General features: G+C 56.5%; 24 protein-coding genes. 13 read left to right on the top strand and 11 right to left on the bottom strand.

Annotation, left to right across the window (positions count from 1 at the left end):
- Positions 1-18: 18 nt before the first annotated feature.
- Positions 19-1,470 carry a methyl-accepting chemotaxis protein gene (locus KW829_RS12460; RefSeq protein ID WP_218308325.1) on the top strand — a complete coding sequence of 484 codons (1,452 nt, stop codon included), beginning with the start codon at positions 19-21 and terminating at the stop codon, positions 1,468-1,470.
- Here KW829_RS12460 and KW829_RS12465 read toward each other — a convergent pair.
- Complete coding sequence (locus KW829_RS12465; protein ID WP_041951451.1) at positions 1,467-1,934, bottom strand: hypothetical protein; 468 nt, start codon at positions 1,932-1,934, stop codon at positions 1,467-1,469. The two genes, KW829_RS12460 and KW829_RS12465, sit on opposite strands and share 4 nt — an antisense overlap.
- Positions 1,915-2,319: a hypothetical protein gene (locus KW829_RS12470; protein WP_010435585.1), complete on the bottom strand. Its 405-nt coding sequence runs from the start codon at positions 2,317-2,319 to the stop codon at positions 1,915-1,917. The genes KW829_RS12465 and KW829_RS12470 overlap by 20 nt, the downstream gene beginning before the upstream one ends.
- Before the next feature lie 104 nt (positions 2,320-2,423).
- Between KW829_RS12470 and KW829_RS12475 the strand changes: the two genes are divergently transcribed.
- Together KW829_RS12475 and KW829_RS12480 are read left to right on the top strand one after the other, a co-directional pair.
- A complete protein-coding gene (locus tag KW829_RS12475) occupies positions 2,424-2,927 on the top strand; it encodes an ESA_00282 family adhesion-associated protein (RefSeq protein WP_042717810.1) in 504 nt (167 codons plus the stop codon).
- Positions 2,928-3,008: 81 nt separating this feature from the next.
- Positions 3,009-3,497, top strand: a complete 489-nt coding sequence (locus KW829_RS12480) for a TIGR00645 family protein (RefSeq protein WP_010435582.1) — start codon at positions 3,009-3,011, stop codon at positions 3,495-3,497.
- Between the two features lie 100 nt (positions 3,498-3,597).
- On the opposite strand, the gene KW829_RS12485 is transcribed toward KW829_RS12480, so the two are convergent.
- A complete protein-coding gene (locus tag KW829_RS12485) occupies positions 3,598-4,638 on the bottom strand; it encodes an aldo/keto reductase (RefSeq protein ID WP_148400574.1) in 1,041 nt (346 codons plus the stop codon).
- A 230-nt stretch (positions 4,639-4,868) separates the two neighbouring features.
- Here KW829_RS12485 and KW829_RS12490 point away from each other — a divergent pair, with 230 nt between their 5' ends.
- Positions 4,869-6,413, top strand: coding sequence for a methyl-accepting chemotaxis protein (locus KW829_RS12490; RefSeq protein WP_148400575.1), 1,545 nt, complete (start codon positions 4,869-4,871; stop codon positions 6,411-6,413).
- Positions 6,414-6,450: 37 nt separating this feature from the next.
- Here the strand turns inward: KW829_RS12490 and fucR are convergent, their stop codons facing one another.
- Both fucR and KW829_RS12500 read right to left on the bottom strand, forming a co-directional pair.
- Entirely contained in the window at positions 6,451-7,167 is a 717-nt protein-coding gene (gene fucR / locus KW829_RS12495) for an L-fucose operon activator (protein ID WP_089599916.1), read from the bottom strand.
- Complete coding sequence (locus KW829_RS12500) at positions 7,157-7,750, bottom strand: TetR/AcrR family transcriptional regulator (RefSeq protein WP_218308326.1); 594 nt, start codon at positions 7,748-7,750, stop codon at positions 7,157-7,159. Before KW829_RS12500 ends, fucR begins: the two co-directional genes overlap by 11 nt.
- A gap of 141 nt (positions 7,751-7,891) precedes the next feature.
- On the opposite strand from KW829_RS12500, the gene KW829_RS12505 reads away from it, so the two are divergent.
- From KW829_RS12505 to KW829_RS12515, 3 genes are read left to right on the top strand one after another with little or no spacing between them, the layout of a single operon-like run.
- Positions 7,892-8,947 carry a sugar phosphate isomerase/epimerase gene (locus tag KW829_RS12505; RefSeq protein WP_218308327.1) on the top strand — a complete coding sequence of 352 codons (1,056 nt, stop codon included), beginning with the start codon at positions 7,892-7,894 and terminating at the stop codon, positions 8,945-8,947.
- A 24-nt stretch (positions 8,948-8,971) separates the two neighbouring features.
- Positions 8,972-9,868 carry an alpha/beta fold hydrolase gene (locus KW829_RS12510; RefSeq protein WP_218308328.1) on the top strand — a complete coding sequence of 299 codons (897 nt, stop codon included), beginning with the start codon at positions 8,972-8,974 and terminating at the stop codon, positions 9,866-9,868.
- Positions 9,858-10,760: an alpha/beta hydrolase gene (locus KW829_RS12515; protein WP_218308329.1), complete on the top strand. Its 903-nt coding sequence runs from the start codon at positions 9,858-9,860 to the stop codon at positions 10,758-10,760. The genes KW829_RS12510 and KW829_RS12515 overlap by 11 nt, the downstream gene beginning before the upstream one ends.
- 72 nt (positions 10,761-10,832) lie before the next feature.
- Here KW829_RS12515 and KW829_RS12520 read toward each other — a convergent pair whose 3' ends face one another.
- Positions 10,833-11,165 (bottom strand): YMGG-like glycine zipper-containing protein, encoded by a 333-nt coding sequence (locus tag KW829_RS12520; RefSeq protein WP_042717804.1) that lies wholly within the window; start codon positions 11,163-11,165, stop codon positions 10,833-10,835.
- A gap of 160 nt (positions 11,166-11,325) precedes the next feature.
- Positions 11,326-12,192, bottom strand: a complete 867-nt coding sequence (yghU, locus tag KW829_RS12525; protein WP_010435563.1) for a glutathione-dependent disulfide-bond oxidoreductase — start codon at positions 12,190-12,192, stop codon at positions 11,326-11,328.
- Positions 12,193-12,437: 245 nt separating this feature from the next.
- Here yghU and KW829_RS12530 point away from each other — a divergent pair, with 245 nt between their 5' ends.
- The 5 genes from KW829_RS12530 to KW829_RS12550 are packed head-to-tail and all read left to right on the top strand — an operon-like array spanning position 12,438 to position 17,820.
- Positions 12,438-14,027 carry an ABC transporter substrate-binding protein gene (locus KW829_RS12530; protein ID WP_218308330.1) on the top strand — a complete coding sequence of 530 codons (1,590 nt, stop codon included), beginning with the start codon at positions 12,438-12,440 and terminating at the stop codon, positions 14,025-14,027.
- A 45-nt stretch (positions 14,028-14,072) separates the two neighbouring features.
- Positions 14,073-15,026, top strand: a complete 954-nt coding sequence (locus KW829_RS12535; RefSeq protein ID WP_218308331.1) for an ABC transporter permease — start codon at positions 14,073-14,075, stop codon at positions 15,024-15,026.
- A 4-nt stretch (positions 15,027-15,030) separates the two neighbouring features.
- Positions 15,031-15,876 (top strand): ABC transporter permease, encoded by an 846-nt coding sequence (locus KW829_RS12540; protein WP_028014404.1) that lies wholly within the window; start codon positions 15,031-15,033, stop codon positions 15,874-15,876.
- The gene (locus tag KW829_RS12545; RefSeq protein WP_218308332.1) at positions 15,869-16,846 is read left to right on the top strand and encodes an ABC transporter ATP-binding protein; all 978 of its coding nucleotides are present in this window, start codon (positions 15,869-15,871) and stop codon (positions 16,844-16,846) included. Before KW829_RS12540 ends, KW829_RS12545 begins: the two co-directional genes overlap by 8 nt.
- Positions 16,843-17,820, top strand: a complete 978-nt coding sequence (locus KW829_RS12550) for an ABC transporter ATP-binding protein (protein WP_218308333.1) — start codon at positions 16,843-16,845, stop codon at positions 17,818-17,820. Before KW829_RS12545 ends, KW829_RS12550 begins: the two co-directional genes overlap by 4 nt.
- A gap of 106 nt (positions 17,821-17,926) precedes the next feature.
- Here the strand turns inward: KW829_RS12550 and KW829_RS12555 are convergent, their stop codons facing one another.
- Entirely contained in the window at positions 17,927-18,475 is a 549-nt protein-coding gene (locus KW829_RS12555; RefSeq protein WP_218308334.1) for a thioredoxin domain-containing protein, read from the bottom strand.
- Between the two features lie 153 nt (positions 18,476-18,628).
- On the opposite strand from KW829_RS12555, the gene gss reads away from it, so the two are divergent.
- Positions 18,629-20,494, top strand: a complete 1,866-nt coding sequence (gss, locus tag KW829_RS12560) for a bifunctional glutathionylspermidine amidase/synthase (RefSeq protein WP_218308335.1) — start codon at positions 18,629-18,631, stop codon at positions 20,492-20,494.
- A 36-nt stretch (positions 20,495-20,530) separates the two neighbouring features.
- On the opposite strand, the gene pgaD is transcribed toward gss, so the two are convergent.
- The 3 genes from pgaD to pgaB are packed head-to-tail and all read right to left on the bottom strand — an operon-like array spanning position 20,531 to position 24,223.
- The gene (gene pgaD, locus KW829_RS12565) at positions 20,531-20,965 is read right to left on the bottom strand and encodes a poly-beta-1,6-N-acetyl-D-glucosamine biosynthesis protein PgaD (RefSeq protein WP_010435545.1); all 435 of its coding nucleotides are present in this window, start codon (positions 20,963-20,965) and stop codon (positions 20,531-20,533) included.
- Positions 20,962-22,293, bottom strand: a complete 1,332-nt coding sequence (pgaC, locus tag KW829_RS12570) for a poly-beta-1,6-N-acetyl-D-glucosamine synthase (protein WP_218308336.1) — start codon at positions 22,291-22,293, stop codon at positions 20,962-20,964. Before pgaC ends, pgaD begins: the two co-directional genes overlap by 4 nt.
- Positions 22,286-24,223 carry a poly-beta-1,6-N-acetyl-D-glucosamine N-deacetylase PgaB gene (gene pgaB / locus KW829_RS12575; RefSeq protein ID WP_218308337.1) on the bottom strand — a complete coding sequence of 646 codons (1,938 nt, stop codon included), beginning with the start codon at positions 24,221-24,223 and terminating at the stop codon, positions 22,286-22,288. Before pgaB ends, pgaC begins: the two co-directional genes overlap by 8 nt.
- Positions 24,224-24,226 lie beyond the last annotated feature (3 nt).

The following is a 24,226-nucleotide window of genomic DNA, read 5'->3' on the forward strand; positions in this document are numbered from 1 at the left end:
CACAGCAAGAGACTCCCTATGGTTACGATGACATGGCTGTATCCACACGCGCCTCAAAACGACCAGTTTACGCTTCCTGCAATTCGACGACGCGCCGACAGGCTAATTCTGGTGCTTATCTGGTCGCTGTGGGGTATCTCGCTGGGTGTCGGTTATTTGAACGAGAATGTTGTGCAGGGGGCCATTGTCGGCACCTCTCTGGCCTGTTTATCGACGCTGCTGACGCTGTTGTTTCCCGGCGCGCTGCTGCTCCGCCTGAGCTCTGCTTTTGTGCTAATGGCCTTTTCCGCGCTGCTCATTCATCTGGGCGAGGGGGAAACCGAATACCATTTCTCTGTTTTCGTCCTGCTTTCCGCGCTGCTTGCCTGGCGAGACTGGCGGCCCCTGGTGATGGGGGCCGCGGTCATTGCGTTACATCATCTGGTGTTTAACTATCTGCAGGAGAATGACCTTTACGGCGTGGTGGTGTTCATGCACACCGGCTTTCATATGGTGGTTTTTCATGGCTTGTTTGTCGTGGTCCAGACCGCGATCCTGGTCCTGCTGGCGATACGAATGGAGCAGGACGCCCGCTCTGCGAGTGAGGTGGCAGGGCTCGCGGGCGTGATCAACCGCGAGCCAGGATACCTCACGCTTGCCGTCGATGCGGAGCCTGCAGAGTCTCCTTTTGCCCGCACGTTTAGCCTGACGCTTGGCACCATGCGCGCCACGCTTGAGCAGGTCAGCGCCAATATTGGACAACTGCTGGAGGCATCCCGTGCGTTAGGACAACGCAACAGCGCGCTGTCAGAACGCACCGATCATCAGGCCAGTTCACTGGCAACGGCGGCCAGTGCGATGGAACAGTTAAGTGCTGTCGCTACCCTGACCAGTGAAAAAGCCAGCCAGGTCAGGGAAGTGGCTATAAGCACCAGTAACGTGGCGGAGCAGGGGGGCCATAATGTACGGCAGGCGATTGCGGCGATGGAGCACATTCGCGAGGAGTCGCAGCGTATTTACGCCATTCTGGAGATGATCGACGGGATCGCGTTCCAGACAAATATTCTGTCGCTCAACGCCTCGGTGGAGGCTGCAAGAGCAGGCGAACATGGCAAAGGCTTCGCTGTGGTTGCCTCAGAAGTGCGTGTATTGGCCCAGCGCAGCGAGGGGGCGGCAAAAGATATCCGCCAGCTTCTGACCGCATCGCAGGCGACCACGCTGCAGGGCGTCGAACAGGTTGAGCACGCGGGTATGACAATGAAGTCGATCATTGAGAGTATCGAAGGGCTTCGCTCTCTGCTGGAAGAGCTGTCGCAGATGAGCGAGCAGCAGCGGGCAAGCATTGCGCAGATGAACGACAGCATTGCCAGCATTGATGCCAGCGTACAGGAGAATGTGCGTCACGTTGCGCAAACATTGCAGGTGGCCGACGCGCAGCGGCAGCAGACGGGTCAGTTAAAAGAGGCGATTGCCGTATTCAAATTTAACTAGCTTTGCGGTTCGGAGGGGGAGCGGGTGCCAGTCACCAGCGCGTCTTCATTGAGGGCGACGTGGGTGACGTTTGAGGTGTGATAATCCCCCTCAGACAGTTTACGGGTCAGGCGCAGCGTCGCGGTCTCTCTCGCCAGCAGATACTGATAATTGGCCTCCAGACGTCCCAGAAGCTTCTCTTTCAGCTCCGGGCGCTGCTCGATGATGGCATTCATCACGGCACCGTAGATCTCTTCTTTCACCTGTAACGGGTATATTTCGCGGCGGTTCTGCCATTTCAGGCGCACGAGCGTGGCCGGGATCGATACCAGATCCTGGGTAATACGCGTCATCTCTTCATTTTTACTCTTTTTTAATGCTTCGAGATTTTGCTTTAAGATAAATTCATCGCTTTTTTTATCATCTAAAGTCAAATAGACATTATTGTCATTAACTGGTTTCACGTTAATCTTCCCCGAAGTCATAAAAAATGGGGGCGTTTTTTTCTCGAGTAATTAAATTAAGCCAAATTTCATTACCCATTTCGTTTATTTCTTTGGTCTTTTCAGCCATTATTTGACTGAGCTGCTGGGCATCTATTTCACCTTCGGCTTGCAGGTCATTCAGCAGGTGCGCCAAGGCTTCAATTTTCACAGCGCGAAATAAACGGTCTTTAATATGGCGGTCATGCTCCTCCAACACCATATTACGGGATTTGCCCGTTCGGGAAACACCAATTAATATGTCAGACTCGAAATCGGAGAGCTTTCTTTTTCCCTGAGTAAAATTAGCCTCTTTTTCTTCTTTCGTCGGTTGCTGTTCCACAGGCGCAATGTGGTACTTAGCCGGGACGAGACTGTCGGGCAGCATTTTTTAATTTCCTTTAATTTCAACAGGGTGGGGTTGGTAAAGGCGTGAGATTCGTTGACAATAACATGAGGCAATTTTAAAATCAAAAAAAATGGAGCCTACCCATGAACAGCATTTTCTTTACGGTCATCACATTACTATTACTGACCGCTGGTGTGCTTTTATTGATGCAAGAGTTCAATAAAACGAAAGTGTCGAAAGACGCCAGTGAACCGCCGCAACCAGAGTTGATGACAAAAGAGGAAGGAGAAGATCATTTCTCTGTATTGATGAACTCGGTGACACCGGTTTGGTACTGGCGGGTGAACCATGAATATATCGACTTTTTGCACGCGACAATTAAGCGGATGAAAATGTCAGAAATTAATGACACGCCGGGGTTGTTTGAAGCGCAGCGTCGCTGCAGCGACCTGAATTCCGCTGTCTATAAATATTATGACAATATCAAAAAGCGCTGTCTTAATGGCGAGAAAGTCTCGTATTCCGACCTGGACGTATTAAACCTGCGTCAGTGTTTTCGCGAGTTCAGTCTGGAAGCCTACCCGGAGCTGGTGGTATTGGTCTGGCCGGAGTACGCGCGACCGGAGGTTAACCCGGAAGAGGTGTAGGCGTGGTGTTGGTTAGTTGTTGCAAACAGTGAGCGTCGTTGAGATATACTGCCCGCTGGTTTCGATTGCAGACAGGACTCTATGGAACGCTTTTTTGAAAACGCAATGTACGCCTCTCGCTGGCTACTGGCACCCGTCTATTTTGGCCTTTCCCTGGCACTGGTCGCGCTGAGCATAAAGTTCTTCCAGGAAATTTTTCACGTCTTGCCAGACATCTTCTCCATCGCCGAAGCGGACCTGATTCTGGTGCTGCTGTCGCTAGTGGACATGACGCTGGTGGGCGGATTGCTGGTGATGGTGATGTTCTCTGGCTATGAGAACTTCGTTTCCCAGCTTGATATCGCCGAGCACAAAGAGAAGCTCAACTGGCTGGGTAAAATGGATGCCTCGTCGCTGAAGAATAAAGTGGCTGCGTCGATTGTGGCGATCTCCTCTATTCATCTGTTACGCGTGTTTATGGACGCGAAGAACGTCCCGGATAACAAACTGATGTGGTATGTGATCATCCACCTGACGTTTGTGCTGTCTGCGTTTGTGATGGGGTATCTGGATAAGATCAGTAAGAAATAATTTCCCCCTCACCCTAACCCTAACCCTCTCCCACAGGGAGAGGGGATAGTCAGCTCCCTCTCCCTGTGGGAGAGGGCCGGGGTGAGGGCATCAGACCGCACTATTTATCCGACGACGCCTGCCACAGATTCAATTCCCCATCCGCCACATGCTGGTCAATCCGCTTGAGTTCGTCCTCCGTAAAGCGCAGGTTTTCCAGCGCCTGAACGTTCTCCTCCAGCTGTTCCGGACGGCTCGCACCTATCAGCACCGACGTCACGCGTTCATCTTTGAGCAGCCAGCTCAACGCCATCTGCGCCATGGTTTGCCCACGCGCATGCGCCATTTCATTTAGCAGGCGCAGGCTGTTCAGGTTGGCTTCGGTCAGCATTTTTTCCGTCAGGCCGCGCACCTTTTTGCCTTCGCGCTGCATGCGTGAACCTTCAGGAATTCCGTTCAGGTATTTCCCGGTCAGCAGGCCCTGCGCCAGTGGGGTGAAGGCGATACAGCCCGTCCCGTTTGCTTCAAGCGCATCCAGCAAACCGGTCTTGTCGACCCAGCGGTTAAGCAAGTTGTAAGACGGCTGGTGGATCAGCAGCGGGATTTTCCACTCGCGCAGCAGCTCGGCCATTTTCTGCGTGCGCTCGGTTGAGTAGGAGGAGATGCCCACATACAACGCTTTGCCGCTTTGTACGGCGTGCGCCAGCGCTGAGGCCGTCTCTTCCATTGGCGTGTTTTCATCCACGCGGTGAGAATAGAAAATATCCACATACTCCACGCCCATACGCTTCAGGCTTTGGTCGAGACTGGCGAGCAGATATTTACGTGAACCGCCGGAACCATACGGCCCCGGCCACATGTCGTAGCCCGCTTTGGTGGAGATAATCAGCTCGTCGCGATACGCGGCAAAATCTTCGCGCAGGATGCGGCCAAAATTCTCCTCGGCGCTGCCCGCCGGTGGCCCGTAGTTATTGGCGAGATCAAAATGGGTGATGCCGAGGTCGAAAGCTTTATGCAACAGCGCCCGCTGGGCATCCAGCGGCTGGACGTGACCGAAGCTATGCCACAGTCCCAGTGACAGCGCGGGCAGACGCAGGCCACTTTTCCCGCAGTAGCGGTACTGCATATTCTCATAGCGGCCGGTGTAAGGGTGCCAGGACATGATGTCTCCTTTCTTATCGATGAATTTTCGAAACAGCGTTTTCATTCTGAACTTATCACATCACCCATTACATCACTAAGCGTGGGCATAATGGTTAACGGCAGCTGTGTGACTAGTGAAGCCACACTAATTAAAAATAATCACAAAAGGTTATAATTTCTGCGCTCCCTGCCGATAACGAGAGTAGTACTCGCCTCTGGGCGAACTCACCCTCTCGGCAAGGAAGATTTATGAATATGCTCCGTAATTTCACGATCCGCTTCGTCATGCTGACGATTCTTGGGATCTTTTGTTTAATGTGGGCGGGGGTTGGGCTATACAGCACCTGGTCACTGTCTCGCGTTTCTGATGGTAACGAAGTGGATCGGCAGCTGGTCAAACAGATGACGGTACTCAGTCAGGGTAACGATCAGTATTTCCGATTCGTCACCCGTTTGAGCCGCGCAATGGACGTCAAAGCCGCAGGCGGCACGCCGGACCTGGCCTCTGCCCAACAGGCGCTGGATAACATGAGTAAGAAGCTGGCCGAAATGAAGGCCATCTCCCCCGGTCCCATGGACGAACAGGTTTCTGCTCAGGTCATTAGCAGCTGGCAGGCGCTGCTCGATCAGGGCGTAACCCCGCAGATGCAGCAGGCTAAGCAGTCGCTGGACGGCTATCGTCAGCAGGCCAACAACGTCACGCCACCGCTGAGCCGCGCGTTTGGTGCCGCGGCGGAGAACTTTAACAACGCCGCCGCGAAGTCGCTCGACAGCACCCGAGTGGTGGTGGACGGCCTGACCAGCATGACCCGCACGGTGATTATCGTCGCCACGATTATTGGCCTGCTGATCCTGCTTTTCACCGACCGTTACCTGGTGGCGATGCTGGTGAAACCGCTGGCTCGTATTCGCCAGCAGTTCCGCCAGATTGCCCAGGGCGATCTCAGCCAGCCGATTGAGCCGTTTGGCCGCAACTGCGTGGGACAGCTGGTTCCCTTACTGAGCGCCATGCAGGACAGCCTGCGTGAAGCGGTCAGCACCATCCGCTCCGGCAGCGAAAATATCTGGCGCGGCGCGACGGAGATCTCCAGCGGGAACAACGATCTCTCGTCCCGTACGGAAGAGCAGGCCGCCGCGCTGGAAGAGACCGCCGCGAGTATGGAGCAGCTTACGGCGACGGTAAAACTGAACGCCGAAAGCGCACGTCAGGCCAGCGAGCTGGCGGACGTGGCTTCGACGACCGCCAGCCGTGGCGGTTCGCTGGTAGAAGACGTGGTCACCACCATGAGCGGTATTTCTGACAGTTCGAAGAAGATCGCGGAAATTACCACCGTGATTAACAGCATTGCGTTCCAGACCAATATTCTGGCGCTCAACGCAGCCGTTGAGGCAGCGCGCGCAGGGGAACAGGGTCGTGGCTTCGCCGTGGTTGCGGGTGAAGTGCGTAATCTGGCCAGCCGCAGCGCCAATGCCGCAAAAGAGATTGAAGGGCTGATCGCGGACTCCGTTTCCCGCGTCGAGCAGGGCGCGCAGCTGGTGAACGACACCGGCACGACGATGGAAGCGATTCTGCGCGACGTGACCGAAGTGACGACCATCATGAAGCAAATTGCATCTGCGTCAGAAGAGCAAAGTAAGGGCATTTCTCAGGTGGGCATCGCTATCACCCAGATGGATGGCGTCACCCAACAGAACGCCTCGCTGGTTGAAGAGGTTTCCGCGGCGGCCGCCGCGCTGGAACGCCAGACTGAAGAGCTTCAGCGCTCAGTGCAAAAATTCCGCCTCACCGCATAACCTTATCGGGTCGGGTCGCCTGTCGCGGCCTGACCCGTTATCCCCCTGAAAGACGATCCCGCTGAATCACCTGCGTCACCTGTGACAGCTGGCCTATCCTCACCTCACTTGACCGCTGGAATTTGCTTTTATCAATCAGCAGCAGCGACTGGCCTGCGCGGCTTAACAGCAGTGATTTAAAGACTGCGTTATGCTCCACCGGATCCCACAGCGTGCCCTGCTCATCAACGCCTTCGCAGGAGAAGATAAACAGGTCAATCTCCAGCCCTTTAAGCTGTGTAAGCAGCGCCGGATTGACGTAGCAGCGGTACTTGCGATCAAGCGTGCCGCCGGAGCAAATAAGCGTGATCCGCTCGCGTTTTGCCATCTCATGACAGATCGGCAGGCTATTGGTAAAGACGGTGAGTTCGATATCCGGGAGCTGGCGCGCCAGGTGAAAACAGGTTGAACTGGCATCGAGGGCGATGGTCATCCCTTCGCTGATCCAGTCCAGCGCGTGGCGGGCGATATCGACTTTATCGGCGTAATGGCTTTTTAAGCGCGCGCCAAACGGCTCTCCGCTGTCGCGGCTGTTCGGATGGATAAGCCGCGCGCGGCCGTGCTGGCGCAGGATCTTACCCTGCTGCTGAAGGGCATTCAGATCGCGACGGATCGTCTCCCTGCTGACCGAGAGCGTCTCGGCCAGTGCGTCAGTGGTTAGCCAGTCGCAGCCGCTCAGGAGGTCAATAATGTGCTGCTGTCGGTTAAGTTTCATGTGGCAGTACGGTAAGCGCCTGATTAACGGCCTCAAGCAAGCGTGCTTCCGGGACACCGTCCCGCGCCTGAATTGAAAGACCGTGCAAAAAGACAGCGAAATAGTCTCCCAGGCTGTCAGCATCTACCGATGCTGAAAGTTCACCTTGCTGCACGGCCTGCCGAAGTCGGTCAATGATCTGCTGCGTGCGCTGCTGGCGATGCTGCGCCAGCCAGGTTTTGATATCGTCATTTCCGGCACTGACGCTCGCTGCTGAAGAGACGACCATACACCCTTGCGGCAGATCCTTTTGGCAATACAGGTGCACGGCATCCATAAGGAGCTTTTGCAGCGTCTCCCGCACGCTACCTCCGGCCGCTAAGGCGCGATCCGCGAAACCGCCTTCCTGACTTTCGTAATCAGCAATCGCTTCCCGAAAGAGTTGCTCTTTTGAGCCGAACGCTTTGTAAATACGCGCCGAAGCGATGCCCAGTTCCGCCACCAAATCTGACATTGAGGTCCCTTCATAACCTTGTCGCCAGAACAAATTGCGCGCTTTTATGAGCGCCTGGTCACGATCGAACTGACGCGGTCTGCCTGCCATTTTGTTGCTCCGGTTTGTCTTATCTTCACTGAAAACAGGATCGCCTAAATCGTTGCGATCGCCAACGACTTTATCTTTTCGCTTGCGGTGAATGCGTTTTGCTCCTATTGTTTGTCAATCGACAAACAATAGGAGTTTACGATGAAAACCCTGAAAGGTCCAAGCCTCCATCTCGCTCAATTCAGTGATAGCGAGGCCCCGTTCAACAGCTTACCCGCCATAGCCCAGTGGGCAGCGGAAACCGGATTCAAGGCACTACAAATACCGGCATGGGATCGTCGTCTTTTCGACGTAGCCACTGCGGCGGAAAGCCAGACCTACTGCGATGACATTGTCGGCATGCTGGCCGAACAGGGGCTGGTTGTTAGCGAGCTGACCAGCCATATCTTTGGCCAACTGATGGCGGTGCATCCGGCTTACGACAGCTTATGCGACAGTTTCGCGCCGCCGGAGATACACGGCAATCCGCAAGCGCGCGGTGAATGGGCACGGCAACAACTGCTGATGGCGGTCAAAGCCTCTGCCCGGCTTGGCCTCAGCGAATTAGGCACGTTTTCCGGCTCACTGGCGTGGCCTTATCTTTTCCCGTTCCCGCAGCGTCCGGAGGGGTTAATCGAAACCGCATTTGACGAGTTGGCCAGACGCTGGCTTCCGGTGCTTAACGCCTGTGATGAGCAGGGCATAAATCTCTGTTTCGAAATTCACCCGAGCGAAGATCTGCACGACGGGGTGACGTTTGAAATGTTTCATCAACGTGTGGGGGAGCATCCTCGCTGTCGGATACTCTTTGATCCCAGTCATATGGTGCTACAGCAGCTGAATTACCTGGAATTTATTGATATTTATAAGGATGTCATCAACATGTTCCATGTAAAAGACGCTGAATTTAATCCCACCGGGCGTCAGGGAATTTATGGCGGCTATCAGTCGTGGATCGATCGCGCAGGGCGCTTTCGTTCAACAGGTGATGGTCAGGTTGATTTCAACGCGATTTTCTCGAAATTTGCACAATATGATTATGTCGGCTGGGCAACCCTGGAATGGGAGTGCTGCCTGAAAAACCCGCTCGACGGCGCACGTGAAGGCGCTGCGTTTATCCGCGACCATATCATCCATATCACCGATAAAGTCTTCGATGATTTCGCGGGTGCTCCTGTCAATCCTCTACAAATCAACGCGTTACTTGGTATTCGATAAGCCGCCATCTTACAGGACGTCAAAATGAAACAAGAAAATAACGAGAACCTGCACAAGGATCTCGACGCCAAACACATCTATACGAAAGTGAGCGGGCAGCGCATCCACTGCGTTGTGGCGGGAAAAGGCAAGCCAGTGCTGCTGATACCCGGCTGGCCTCAGACCTGGTTTACCTGGCGCTATGTCATGTGCGCGCTGGCGGAGGCGGGGTTTCAGGCGATAGCGATTTATCCGCCGGGCATTGGCGATTCAGATAAACCGCTCAATGGCTATGACACCGGCAGCATCGCTGCCATGCTGCACGCGACAATGGCGCAACTCGGGCATTCACGTTACAGCCTTGTTGGCCACGATATCGGCATGTGGATTGGATACGCCATGGCGAGTGATTTTCCGCATGCGGTTGAACGGGTTGTGCTGACAGAAGCGGTTATCCCCGGTCTGGCACCCCCTCCGGCGATTTTTGTCGCACCGGAAGAGAATATTTTCCTTTGGCACTTCATGTTCAATCAACTGGCTGATTTACCCGAAACCCTCACCCGTGGCCGTGAAGCGCACTATCTTAGCTATATTTTCGACCGCTGGTCTCATCGGCGTGGACGGGTGGCATCAGACGTGTATATCGCCGCTTATTCGACACCGGGGGGACTACGTGCAGGTTTTGATTATTATCGGGCGATCCCTGAGACCATCCGCCAAAACCAGCGCCGCGCGCAAACACCTTTGACAATGCCAGTGCTGACGGTGGGGGCCGAACATGCGACGCGCGATGCGCCGCTGATAACCCTACAGGGCAATGCCCTTGATTTGCGTGGAGAGACGGTGGCCGACTGCGGGCATTTTATTACCGAAGAGTGCCATGAGGCTTTTAGCGGGATAATTGTGCCGTTCCTGTCAGAGGATACAAACCATGCCGCTTGATCCGGGGATTGCCAACTTTCTGAAAACCTTATCGGGAGCGCCACTACCGGGCTCACTGGCTGAAATGCGAGCGGCGATAGAGGTGGAATTGCCTGGGCTACAGGGAGAGGTGGCATTAAACGACGACATCAAAAATTATGTCGTCAATGCTGATGATGGTCATGGCATCGCCCTCCGGGTCTATACGCCCGTCGGCTTAAAGACAGAAACTGCACGGCCCGCGATGCTGTTTGCCCATGGCGGAGGGGGGTGTCTGGGATCGCTTTCGCTATACGATCGTCCCTGTCAGACACTCGCGAATGCCACCGACAGGATAATATTGTCAGTAGATTATCGACTGGCACCCGAGCACCCGTTCCCGCGGCCATTAGACGATGTTTATCAGGCGCTATGTTGGGTCTACGAACAGGCAGCGTATCTGGGCATTGATACCCACCGTCTGGCGGTGGCTGGCGATAGCGCTGGAGGAAATCTTGCCGCAGCAACAGCGCTACTGGCACGCGATCGTGGCGGTCCTGAAATTGAGCATCAACTGCTGTTTTATCCGGCATTAAGTCGCGATATGGCAACGGAAAGCTATCGGGAATTTGCTGAAGGGTATTATCTGACACGTGATGCGATGGCGTTTTGCTGGGAAAATTATCTGGGGGAACGGCGCAATGACTACGCCGAACCTTTGCACGCCGATTCCCTGCGCGGTTTACCACCGGCAACTATTCTCAGCTGCGAATATGACCCGCTGCGTGATGAGGCCGAACAGTATGCGCAGCGACTTCAGGAGGCTGGCGTAACGGTGCGGTGTGTGCGATTACAGGGCATGATCCACGCCTGTCTTCATATGTCAGGGCTAACGCCAGCCATACAGCAGCTTTTCGAACTGGCTCGCGGTTAAGAGGACTCATAACGAAAAACCCAGTATCAACTGGGGTTTTTTGGGAGATCGTTTGCCACACCACACCGTTTATCAGTGCGTGGCTTCACCAATCAGCGCGCCAGCGCCTGCGCCAACGGCTGCACCTTTCAGTACGCTATTGCCCGTCACTGCTGCTGTACCCGCCCCAACGACTGCGCCCACGGCACCGCCCTTACGCGCATCTTTGCCTTTTTCACCGTTTTTAAACATGGCACCCGTACCCGCACCAACGACCGCGCCGCCTACTGTGGATTTCAGGTCTTTGCCCGTAGCTGCGCCAATTGCGGCACCGGCAACGGCGCCAGCGGCAGTTTTGTCCATCGCCATACCCGAGGTAGAAATAATGAGGGTGCTGATAACCAGCGCTGTTTTGATGAATTTCATAACAGATCCTTTGTAATAGCTGTTGGTTGAGACTTCGCTTCTCACAGCCAGGCATGAGAAAAGAGGGCGAATAGTGCCAGTAATACCGGTTCAACCTTTAAGCTAATCATGCCCTGGGCAAGGATCGTTGTTACCGGGCGGTGGCCCGCCCGGCAGAGCGTCAGGCCTGACGCTTATCTTCCGTATTCGTCTCGAAGTCGCTCGCCGCGTGGCGTTCGTGGAGCTGCTCGTTCAGCTCGCCGCTGGTGCGGTTAACGATGCGTCCGCGCTTAACGGCATGGCGATTCGCCACGTCTTTCGCCCAGCGCTGCACGTGAGTGTACTTCTCTGCATCCAGGAATTCGGCGGCGTTATAAACGCTACCCAGCGCCACGCAGCCGAACCATGGCCAGATGGCGATATCCGCGATGGTGTACTCCTCGCCCGCGACGTAACGACCGCGCGCCAGCTGTTTATCCAGAACGTCGAACAGGCGCTTGGCTTCCATGGTGAAGCGGTCAATCGCGTACTCAATCTTCACCGGTGCGTAGTTGTAGAAGTGACCAAAGCCGCCGCCGAGGAACGGCGCCGCGCCCTGGAGCCAGAACAGCCAGTTCAGCGTCTCGGTGCGTCCCGCCGGATCTTTCGGCAGGAAGTGACCGAATTTCTCTGCCAGGTAAAGCAGGATATTGCCGGATTCAAAGACGCGCGTTGGCGGGTTTGTAGAGTGGTCACGCAGCGCCGGGATTTTCGAGTTCGGGTTCACGTCGACAAACCCGCTGGAGAACTGATCGCCTTCGCCGATGCGGATCAACCACGCGTCGTACTCCGCGCCCGTCACGCCCAGCGCCAGCAGCTCTTCGAGCATGATCGTCACTTTCTGGCCGTTCGGTGTTCCCAGAGAGTAGAGCTGCAGTGGGTGAGAGCCTACGGGCAAATCCTTCTCATGCGTCGCGCCGGAGATCGGGCGGTTAATATTGGCGAACGCGCCGCCGCCGTTCTTATTCCATTCCCATACTTTTGGTGGCTGATACGTGTTGTCTGACATGTTGGCCTGCCTTTTTAGTGATGTGTTGAGGCAGTGTAGCAGGAGATTTGTGAACCGTTTAACGTTGTGAGCGCAATCAATTAACCGCTATTCCTTCTGCTGCTTATATATATCAAATCCGGCATAAGCTTAATCGAAAATCGCATTTTCATAATTAATGCGTAAACCGCTAAAGCTGAATATGATGCTTCAACATAAATAAAAGATGCAGTAATAAACACTTTATAAGGCAAGGAGTTAGTGAGATGCGCAAGCTTCTGTTATCGGCAGTGGTCGTTTCGCTCGCGTTAGGCCTGGCGGGCTGTGATGATGCGAAAAATAAAGAGACAAACACGCCCTCAGCGGCAAAAAGCGACGCGCCAAAAGAGGGCGGTTCGCTGATTATCGGTATTACCTCCGGCGACCCGTTAGCCGTTAATCCGCTCTATGCCAGTGACCGCACGACGTTAACGATCATGCAGGCGCTCTATGCCCCGCTGTACAGCTTTAATAACGGCAACATTGAGTGGGGCCTGGCGGAAAGCCTGACGCCCTCCGCCGACAACCTGAGCTATACCCTGACGCTAAAACCCAACCTCAAATGGCAGGACGGACAGCCGCTGACGGCGGACGACGTGGTCTTCACCTTCAATAAGCTGCTGGATGCCAAACAGCACAGTTTCTTCCGCAGCATGTTTACCTACGGCGGCAAGCCTGTTGAAGTGAGCAAGGTTGATGAGCGCACCGTTAAGTTCACCTTACCGCAGGTCAGCGCGGCCTTTACCGGCACCCTGGTACAGATCTACCCGATCCCGCAGCACGTGTTCGCCGGTGAAGGCGACCTGGAAAAGAGCACCAAAAACGATGCGCCGGTAGGCTCTGGGCCGTTTAAGTTTAAAGAGTATCGCGCCGGTCAGTATTACGCCCTGACCCGTTTTGACGATTACTGGAACGGCAAAGCGAAGCTTGATTCGGTCACCTACCGTTTCGCCAAAGACAGCAACGCCGCCAACCTGGCGCTGCAAAACGGTGAAATCAACCTCAAGATGGTTGACCCGCAGGACGTGAACCGCCTGAAAAATACCGGGAAATTTGACTTCGTGGTCTATCCGGAAGGCCGTCTGGCCTATATGACGTTCAACCAGAACGTGCCGGTGATGAAGAGCAAAGCGCTGCGTCAGGCCATCGCGTACGCCATCAACAAGGACGAGCTGGCCCAGACCGCGTTTACCTCGCTGGACTACGCTAAACCGGCGACGTCGTTCCTGACGCCAGATACGCTTTACAAGACGGATGACGTCGAGCAGTACAAATTTGACCTGCAAAAGGCCAAAGATCTGCTTAAAGCGTCCGGCGCGCCGGACAACCTCAAGCTGCGCCTGGCGTATGTGAACACCAACAAAACCCAGGAGAGCATGGCGCTCTACATTCAGCAGGCGCTGAAGGGCATTGGGGTGAACGTGGAGCTGATGCCGCTGGACTCCAACGCCATGTCTCAGCGCAGTCTTGATATGAATAACACCGCGTGGGAGCTGAACCTGGGCGGCTACATCATGGGCTCAGAGCCGGACGGCTATAAATCGCTGTTCATGAGCAACGAGGCCTATAACTACGCGCACTACAAAAATCCGCAGTTCGATGCCCTGTGGGATAAAGGCGCAGTGGAAACCGACGCCGCGAAACGTGCCGATATCTATAAGCAAATTCAGCAGACCGTGGCAAACGACATGACCTACTACCCGATCGCCTATACCAATGCGACCGTCGCGGTGGACAAGCGTTTCGGCGGCACCCAGGAAGCAGAGCCGAAACCGGTTTATCTGTTCCAGGATCTGTCAAAAATCTATCAGAAATAAGCGATTGCCCCGGCCGTCAGGTCGGGGCTTTGGTAAGGGCACGTCGTGAACACACTCCTCACGCGTCGGCTGCTGCAATTGCTGCCGATGCTTTTCTTCATTTCGCTGGTGGCGTTTTTGCTGGTCAAGCTCGCGCCCGGCGATCCGGTGGCGGCGTACATCACGCCGCGTATGGCCCCGGAAGATATCGAACGTATTCGCCAGAGCCTGGGGCTGGATAAGCCGCTGGTCACGCAGTACGTTCTGTGGCTGAAAAACGTCCTGCAGGGCGATCTCGGCTATTCGCTGATTTACCACCGCCCGGTGCTGGAGATGATCGGTGAACGCATTCCGGCCACGCTGGGGCTGATGGGGGCGTCGCTGCTGCTGGCGATCTTGCTGGCTATTCCGCTGGGCCTGCTGGCGGGGGCATTTAAGCACCGCTGGCTGGATCACCTCCTGAACCTGTTCGCCTATATCGGCATCTCGGTGCCGATTTTCTGGTTCGGTATTTTGCTCATCACCGTCTTTGCCGTGCAGCTTAACTGGTTCCCCAGCATGGGGATGCGCACCATCGGCATGGAGGACAACGGGCTGGATCTGCTGCGCCACGGCGTGCTGCCGTGTATTGCCCTCACGTTCTACAACCTCTCCAGCTACGTGCGCTACATCCGCTCCAACACCATCTCGCAGCTCTCGGCCGATTACGTGCAGACCCAGCTTGCCTACGGCGCCACGCGTTCCAGTATTCTGTTCCGCCACGTGCTGAAAAACGTCTTGCTGCCGGTGATAACCCTGTTCGGCCTGTCGTTCGGTGAGCTGATTGTGGGGGCCTATGTGACGGAAAGCGTCTTCTCCTGGCCGGGGATGGGGCTGCTCGGGATCCAGTCGATCGCTTCGTTGGACTACCCGCTGATTATGGCGATCATCATGCTCTCGTCGATGATGCTGATCGTCGGTAACCTGATCGCCGACGTGCTTTATCGCTTCGCCGATCCCCGCATTCGTACGCTGAGGTAACCGGATGAGCAGACGCTGGCAGCAGGTTCGTCACCAGCTGCGCCGCAACCGTCCGGCGCAGTTCTCCCTGTTTGTGCTTTTTATTTTCGTTGTCGCCGCGCTCTGTGCGGGGTTAAGTCCGTACGATCCAGATCGGATGGCGCTCGGCGCGCGCACGTTGCCGCCGGATGCCGCGCACTGGTTCGGCACCGACGAATACGGGCGCGACTACTTTACCCGCGCACTGTACGGCGGCCAGATCTCCCTGATGGTCGGTTTTCTTGCCATGCTCTTTTCCACGCTTATCGGCACGGTGGTAGGAACGGTGAGCGGCTATTTTGGCGGCTGGCTGGATAACCTGATGATGCGCGCCGTGGATATCCTGATGGCCATTCCGGCCTTCTTCCTGCTGCTGGTGGTGAATGCTTACCTCAAGCCGGGCGTGGATAACATCATTCTGATTATCAGCCTGCTGACGTGGATGAACATGTCGCGTCTGGTGCGTGCTGAAACCCTATCGGTGAAAGAGCGCGAGTACGTGCTTTATGCCCGCGCGTCGGGAGCGCATCCGCTGCGTATTATCGTGCGCCACATCATTCCCGGCGTGCTGCCGACCATTATCGTGGCGGCCACGCTGAATATCGCCTCGGCCATTCTGATGGAGTCAACGCTCAGCTTCTTAGGGCTGGGCGTGCAGGCACCGGCGGCATCATGGGGAAGCATGCTTAACAACGCCCAGTCTTATATTGGCGAAGCGTCGTGGCTGGCGATGTTCCCCGGCATTCTGATCCTGCTGACGGTGTTCAGCTTTAACGTGCTGGGCGATGTGTTCCGTACCGCCTTTGAACCAGGAGCGAATCGCGATGAGTAACTTGTTAGCGCTTGAGAACCTGCAAACCACGTTCCGCACCCGCGAGGGCGAGGTTCACGCGGTGCGTGGCGTGAGCTTTCAGGTTCAGCCGGGCGAACTCGTCGGTATCGTCGGCGAGTCGGGCTGCGGGAAAAGCGTCACCTGTAAGTCGATTATCCAGCTTCTGGGGAGCAACGGACGGATAACGGGCGGCAGCATCCGCTTCCAGAATGAGGACCTGGCGCAGAAAACCCCCGCGCAGATGCGTGCCATTCGCGGCAACGAGATCGCGATGATTTTTCAGGATCCGATGACCGCCCTGAACCCGGTGCTCACTATCGGCAAGCAGATGTCTGAGATCCTGGTGCGAAATAAAAAACTGTCGAAAAAAGCGGCCAAAGCGGCAGCAATAGCCATGCTGGATCAGGTGGGCATTGCCGAAGCGGAACGCCGTTACAATCAGTATCCGCACGAGTTCAGCGGCGGAATGCGCCAGCGCGTGATGATCGCTATTGCGCTCTCCTGCAACCCGAAGCTTCTTATTGCCGACGAACCGACCACCGCGCTGGACGTGACCATTCAGGCGCAGATCCTGCGCCTGCTGAAAAGCCTGCAGCAGCAGACCCGGACCGCGATTTTGCTAATTACCCACGATCTCGGCGTGGTGGCGCAGGTCTGCAGCCGCGTGGTGGTGATGTACGGCGGGCTGGTGATGGAGGAGGGGAGCGTGGAGGACATTTTTTATCGCCCTGCGCATCCTTACACCCAGGGTCTGCTGGCCTCGCTGCCGCGCCCGGATGAGGTGAATCAACGTTTATCGCCCATTGAAGGTTCTCCGCCTGGCCTGCTTAACCCGCCGCCGGGCTGTCCATTCGCGGAACGCTGCCCGAAGCGCATGCCCCAGTGTGAACGGCAACCCGCATTTTACATTGCCGGAGAGGGCCATCGCGCCGCCTGCTGGCTATGGGCCGATAAGGAGATTCAGGCATGAGTGAACAACAGGCGCCATTAGTGAGCGTGCGCGATCTGCGCAAGCACTATCCGCTCAACGGCGGTTTGCTGCGTAAAGGCGTGGCCGTGAAGGCGGTTGATGGCGTGAGCTTTGATATTCAGCCGGGCGAGACGTTTGGCCTGGTGGGGGAGTCCGGCTGCGGGAAATCCACCCTCGGTCGCGCCATCCTGCGCCTTTTCGATATCACCTCGGGCGAGATCCACTTCGCCGGGCAGGCGATCGCCCACGCCCGCGAAAGAGAGCTCAAGCCGCTGCGTAAGCGGATGCAGGCGATTTTTCAGGATCCTTACTCTTCGCTTAACCCCGGTATGACGGTGCGACAGCTGGTGGCCGAACCGATGCAGATCCACGGCTACAGCCGCGAAGAACAGCGAGAACGTACGGAAACGCTGCTCTACAAAGTGGGGCTCAAGCACGAACACCTTGAACGGTTCCCGCATGAGTTCAGCGGCGGGCAGCGTCAGCGCATCAGTATTGCCCGCGCGTTGTCCGTGCATCCTGAATTTGTGCTGTGCGATGAGCCGCTCTCGGCGCTGGACGTATCGGTGCAGGCGCAGGTGGTGAATATTTTGCAGGATCTGCAGCAGGAGCTGGGGCTAACCTATCTGTTTATCGCCCACGATCTCTCCATGGTGCGCCATATCTCCAGCCGCATTGGGGTGATGTACCTCGGTAAACTGGTGGAGGTGGCCCCGGCGAATGAGCTGTATCAGCGTCCGGCACACCCTTATACCCGCGCGCTACTGGCGGCGGTTCCCCAGCCCGATCCGCGCATCCGCAATCTCGAAGACGTCACCCTGCGCGGCGAAATTCCAGGCCCCACGTCCGCGCTGCCGGGCTGTAAGTTCTGCAGCCGCTGCCCGCACGCCATGCCGGTTTGCCAGACGCAGGAGCCTGCCATGCAGGAGATTGCGTCAGGGCATTTCGCGGCGTGCTGGTTGTTTAAGATTTGAGCCTTAAACGTGTCGGGTGGCGCTTCGCTTACCCGACCTACAGGGGGTTGTGTTTCGTAGGCCGGGTAAGGCGAAGCCGCCACCCGGCATGAACGGCTCCACAACGCTATCCCAACACCCGCTTCGCCCAAACCTCTACGTTATCGCCGCTGCCTAAATCCGCCTGCACAAGGCCGTTAACCATAAACGTCGGCGAGACGTGAATGCCGTTCTGGCGGGCGTATTTGCAGTGCCATTTGATCTCATTTTGCAGTTCCGGCCGGGCAAACGCGCCTGCAACCTGCACCCCACTGTAGCCCTCGATCCGGGCGATAATTTCGTCAGGCGTGGCCTGCATATTCGGGCCGCTGCAGTGGTCGGTAAATTCAAATTCTTCGCGATGGTCGGCCACCGCTTGCATCACTTTACGCGCGGCGGCTTTGCCGTCCGGCAGCATGGATGCTGCCAGAATGCAGCGCACAATCACCCCGGAAAACAGGTGCCACGGCTGGGACTGTAAACGGATTTTGACCGTGACCTTGTCTTCCCCAACCTGTTCCAGAAACGCATTCAGCTTATTGAATGCCTTAACCGAGAAGGGGCAGGTTGGTTCCAGGAACACTTCAAAGGTTCGCGGGCCGTGGCCCCATTCCAGCGCTTGCGCCTGTTCGCTCATGTTGACTCCTGATGTTGTGAATTTTAGTCATTGTTGCGACGAATAATTTGCCACGCAGGTGTATGATAAATCCACCTCTGTCAGGTTAATTACAACGTGCAGACGACGACAACCCCTCAAAAAATTGCCGCCTGCCTGTTTTAGGTTGGATACATGCGTAAAGGAAAGTTAAGCAGTGATGCGCCATTCGGGACATTGTTAGGCTATGCGCCCGGTGGCGTGGCGATTTACTCTTCAAATTACGGCAGTCTGGACCCGCGAAAATATCCGGAAGACGCAGATTTTCGCAGCTATATCGGCAACGAATACATGGGCCACAAGTGGCAGTGCGTTGAGTTTGCCCGCCGTTTTCTGTTTCTCAACTATGGCTTTGTGTTTACCGATGTCGGCATGGCGTGGGAGATCTTCTCTCTGCGCTTTTTGCGTCAGGTGGTGAACGATAACATTCTGCCCCTTCAGGCTTTTGCCAACGGTTCGAAACGCGCGCCGCGCGCCGGGGCGCTGCTGATCTGGCAAAAGGGCGGAGAGTTTCACGAGACCGGCCACGTGGCGGTGATCACCCAGCTTCTCGACGATAAGGTGCGTATTGCGGAGCAGAACGTGATTCACTCCCCGCTGCCGCTCGGGCAGCAGTGGACGCGCGAGCTGCGTCTGAGCGTGGAGAACGGGTGTTATACCATCCATGACACCTTCAACGACACGGAGATCCTCGGCTGGATGATCCAGACCGACGACACGGAACACAGCATTCCCCAGCCGGAAATCGACGGCGAACTGCTGAAAATCAGCGGCGCGCGGCTGAAAAACAAACGTCAGTTCGACGGAAAATGGCTTAACGAAAATGACGCGCTGCAGCAGGCATATATCCGCGCCAACGGCCATGTGATCAACAAAGATCCTTGCCAGTACTTCACCATTACCGAAAGTGCCGAGCAGGAGCTGATCAAGGCCACCAACGAACTGCACCTGATGTACCTGCACGCGACGGACAAGGTGCTGAAAGACGACAGCCTGCTGGCGCTTTTCGACATCCCGAAAATCCTCTGGCCGCGCCTGCGCCTCTCCTGGCAGTGGCGTCGCCACCATATGATCACCGGTCGTATGGATTTCTGCATGGATGAGCGCGGCATTAAGGTCTACGAGTACAACGCTGACTCCGCGTCCTGTCACACGGAAGGCGGGCTGATCCTCGAAGAGTGGGTGAAAAATGGCTATCGCGGTAACGGGCATAACCCGGCGGAAGGCCTTCTGGAAGAGCTGACCGGCGCATGGAAGCACAGCCACGCGCGGCCGTTCGTTCACATCATGCAGGACAACGATGTCGAAGAGGACTATCACGCGCTCTTTATCCAGCGTTCGCTGATGCAGGCCGGGTTTGAAACCAAAATCCTGCACGGGCTGGAGGCGCTCAGCTGGGATGCCGCCGGACAGTTGATTGACGATGAAGGCCGCCACGTCAACTGCGTGTGGAAAACCTGGGCGTGGGAGACGGCGATTGAGCAGATCCGCGAGGTCAGCGAAACCGAATACGCCGCCGTGCCGATCCGCACCGGGCATCCTGAGGGCGAGGTGCGCCTGATTGACGTTCTGCTGCGTCCGGAAGTGCTGGTCTTCGAACCGCTGTGGACCGTAATTCCCGGTAACAAGGCGATTCTTCCGGTCCTGTGGCAGCTGTTCCCGAATCACCGCTACCTGCTCGACACCGATTTTGAGGTTAACGACCTGCTGAAACAGACCGGCTATGCCGTCAAGCCGATTGCCGGACGCTGCGGCAGCAATATCGATCTCATCAGCGCCCAGGACGAACTGCTGGATAAATCCAGCGGCAAGTTTGTTGACCGTAAAAACATCTACCAGCAGCTGTGGTGCCTGCCGAAGGTCGATGGCAAATACATACAGGTCTGTACCTTTACCGTGGGCGGGAACTATGGCGGTACCTGCCTGCGCGGCGATGACTCGCTGGTGGTGAAGAAAGAGAGCGATATCGAGCCGCTGATCGTGATGAAGGACTCGCTATAAAAATACCCCCGCAGGGTATCCTGCGGGGGCTTTTCGTTACTGTTCTTCCTCTTCCAGCTGCTCGCTTACCTTCAGATCGATGATGCGGCCAATCTGATCGTGATACACCGTCAGCAGGTTGTACTGGCTCATCTCGGAGATGATCTGCGGTGAGACATTAAAGCTGCGGGCCAGCTCCTCCTGGTGAAAATAGCCCGGCTGACGACGTCTCACGTGGGCGCGGCGGCGGTTGTACTGATACCACAAAATCAGCAGCCAGCCGTTGAGCGCGGCGAACAGCAGGTAGAGCAACACCGTATTAAAGGACGCGATAATCACGCCCCACCGGTAGTCGCTCTCATCGGTTAGTTGCATCCAGAGCCTGGCATACAGGAAAAACAGAAAGCCTCCCCATGCCACCAGCGTTAACGCGGCATCGAAAAGACGTGGCAAGAGACGATGCTCGGTCAAAATTAAGGTATTTTCGTTCATTGAAGGCTTCCTTTTCCCCGGTCCGGACTGATCCAGCGCGCGCGGGCACGCTGACGTTTAAGCATGACTTTTGGAAATGCGACGAGGGTGGTGAACAGGCCAATCATCCAGTACACCATCGGGAACCAGATCACCCAGAAAAGCGAGCTGGCCACTCTTCGTTCATAGCGCCGCTCGATGAACAAGCTGACCAGGAACTGCAACAGGCACATCACCCCCAGCAGCAGCCCGGTAAACTCCGGTGGAAAAAGGCTCTCCACGGTCAGGTTGGGTGGAATGGGCGCGACATGGCTGATGATGAACAGCAGCACTGTCATCGCGTACGCGAAGGCCCAGAGCGTTGACAGCGCATACTCCATAAACAGGGGCCACATGCGGTGATGCTCCCAGCGCACAATCTTGCGAAGGTTGACCAGAAACACCTCCGCGCCGCCCTGGGCCCAGCGCAGACGCTGCTTCCACAGGCCCTTCAGCGTCTCCGGCATCAAAATCCAGCACAGCGCTCGCGGCTCAAAAAAGATATCCCAGTGGCGCAGTTGGAGCTTCCAGCTGATGTCGATGTCTTCGGTGATTATGTCCGGGCTCCAGTACCCGACGTCCGCCAGCGCCTGTCGGCGAAAGGCGGCGATGACGCCGGAGACGGTAAAGACCCGGCCATAGATCCGCTGCGTCCGCTTAATGAGCCCAATGATGGAGGAGAACTCCCCCACCTGAATGCGGCCAATCAGCGTGGAGCGCGTGCGAATGCGCGGGTTCCCGGTCACCGCCCCGACGTGGGGGTACTGAATCAGCGGGGCCACCAGATAAGCGGCGGTATCGCGATCGAGCAGGGCGTCGCCGTCAATGCAGACCAGCAGATCGCCCCGGGCCGCTGCCGCCCCGGCTTTGAGCGCCAGCGCTTTCCCCTGGTTCTCCGCGAGGTTAATCACCCGCAGGCGCGGCTGTTCCTGCGCCAGCGCCTGCAGCACCTCAGCGGTGTTGTCAGACGAGCCGTCATTGATGGCGATAACTTCGATATTTTCATACCGCTGCTCCAGCGCGGCGCTGATGGTCTCCCGCGCATTTCGTCCCTCGTTGAAGCAGGGGATAAGAATGGAGATGAGCGGCTCACCGGCGAGCGTCGGGGCAGGCGTGTCTTTATCCCACGACCAGTGGCGTTCAAGCTGATACCAGAAATAGAGGCCGCCGGTTATCCAGAGCACCGACATGAACAGCGGCCAGAAGAACACAAAATCCAGAATCAGTTCGCCGGTAAAGAGGGCGGCCACGCCCAACGGCAACCCGAATACCAGACATAAAATAGAGAATGCGATAATGCGATCAGTCATTGTCAGGGTACCAGTACGAAGAAAATTCAGGCCTGATGCGCGAGATATCAGGTTGGTTGTTGAGGAAGTCGTCGGGGTAGTAACCGTAATTTTTGACGCCGTTCAGCTGGAGCACGCGCATCCACTGCGCAAGCTGGCTATCGGCAACGGCGCGCTGCGGTTTCTGGTTCCAGTCCCTGGCCTGCAGCTCAAAAATCGTTTTATCGAGCGCGCCGGGGCGCGCGGCGACCGCGTTAACCAGACGCGTCAGCCAGGCATCGCTCTCGTCTGCCGCGACGGACTCCATCAGCGGCATGGCCATCGGTACTGTCCAGTCATACTCCGCCAGAAAATCATCAAGATTCTGCGCGAACCACGCTTCGCTTTCGGGCTGCAGAATGGGTAGGGCGAACATGTTGCGGGCGGTTTTTATCTGCGGGCCACGGATATGCTTCACCGCCAGGCTCAGGGCGTGGGTAAAGCCGATAAGCCGTTGGCTCTTCTGGCGAGTCGTGTCCTGTCCTGCATCGTCCACGTCCGTCAGCGCCGCATCGTCATGGAACAAAATCCCGTTGAAGCTGGCATAGCGGGCCAGATCTTCATAGATATCCGTCACCTGCTGGCGCACCTGCGGATCCCACGGGGAGAGCCGGATATAGGGCTCGGTGGCTTCGCGCAGCTGGCCGGTTTGACGATCCCGGCGCTGCACGCGCGGCAGGGAAGGATCGAGATCGAACGAGAGCACCGGCATCCACGCGAAGACTTTTACCCCCGCGCGGGTTTGTAGCTGCCAGGCGACAAAATTAAAGAGATCGGCCCGAACCGGCAAACGACGGTTCGGGAAATAGAGCGCCGTGATCCTGCCGTCGCCCTGCGGGTCGGCAAACGCCTGCAGGAAAACATGGCTGATCTTCATGTCGTAGACCCGCTGGATCAACCTGTTGATGTTTTGGGTCTGCTGGGCCGGATCGGGATCGTAAACGTAGTCGAGATCGACGTGCATGACGCGCACGGGATCGTGCTCCTGAACCTGGCTGACCGTACTGGCAAACGCCTTGAGCGAGGGATTTCCGGCGATCAGCAGGCGGGGGATGTTGCCCAGATCCTGCACATTTCCCAGCCCGTCCTCAAGGGTAAAGGCCAGCTGATAACCCTGCTGTCTGGCGATAGCGAGCGAGGTACCGCTGGCGGCGCCGTAAGGCCAGACCCAGGCGCGCGGCGCTTTGCCCGTCACCTGCGTGATTTTTTCAGTCACTTTGCGAACGTCATCGCCGATCCGCTGGTTGAACTGCTGGTCGGTTTCATAGCGTCCCGTTGCTTTGTCATAAAAGCGGTTGGCGATCGCCGGTTCGCGGCTGCCCTGCGGGTTTGCCGGAATGCCGTAATGCGAGGCCCAGGTATGCGATCCGATCTCAATCAGCGGTGACTGGCTGAGCTCGCGCACCATGTCCCACGTTGCGAAGCGATCGCGGGGCGTCATCAGGCCGCCAAAATTCACCTTCTGATTAGCTGGCGTATCGACCCAGCTGCCCACCGGCGCCCACAGCGCAGGGACGTTCCACGCCTGAAGCAGCGGCCAGACGCGGGTGTAGAAGCTGCTGTAACCGTCGTCAAAGCTGAGCAGAACGGCCTTTGGCGGCAGCGTTTTTTTCCCGTCATGCGCATCGAGAATGTCCTGCACGCTGATGGCATGATAGCCGTTGTGCAGAAGCCAGCTTATCTGCTCGTTTAACGCGCTGGTGCGAACGGAGAGGTAGCGCTGGTCAGCGGCATCATCTTCTACGTCGTGATAGGCCAGGACCAGAAACTGGTTCTTCGGCCAGGGTTTACTTGCCTCCAGCTGCGGCCGTGCTTTGGGCGCAATGAACGAGATCGCCTGCGCGCAGACGCTCGCGCTGAGGCAGAGCCAGCCGAGGAGTATCAGGCTCACGGAAAAACGTGTGTTCAGCATATT

The sequence above is a fragment of the Enterobacter sp. ENT02 genome (assembly GCF_019219165.1).
Classification (GTDB): domain Bacteria; phylum Pseudomonadota; class Gammaproteobacteria; order Enterobacterales; family Enterobacteriaceae; genus Enterobacter; species Enterobacter mori.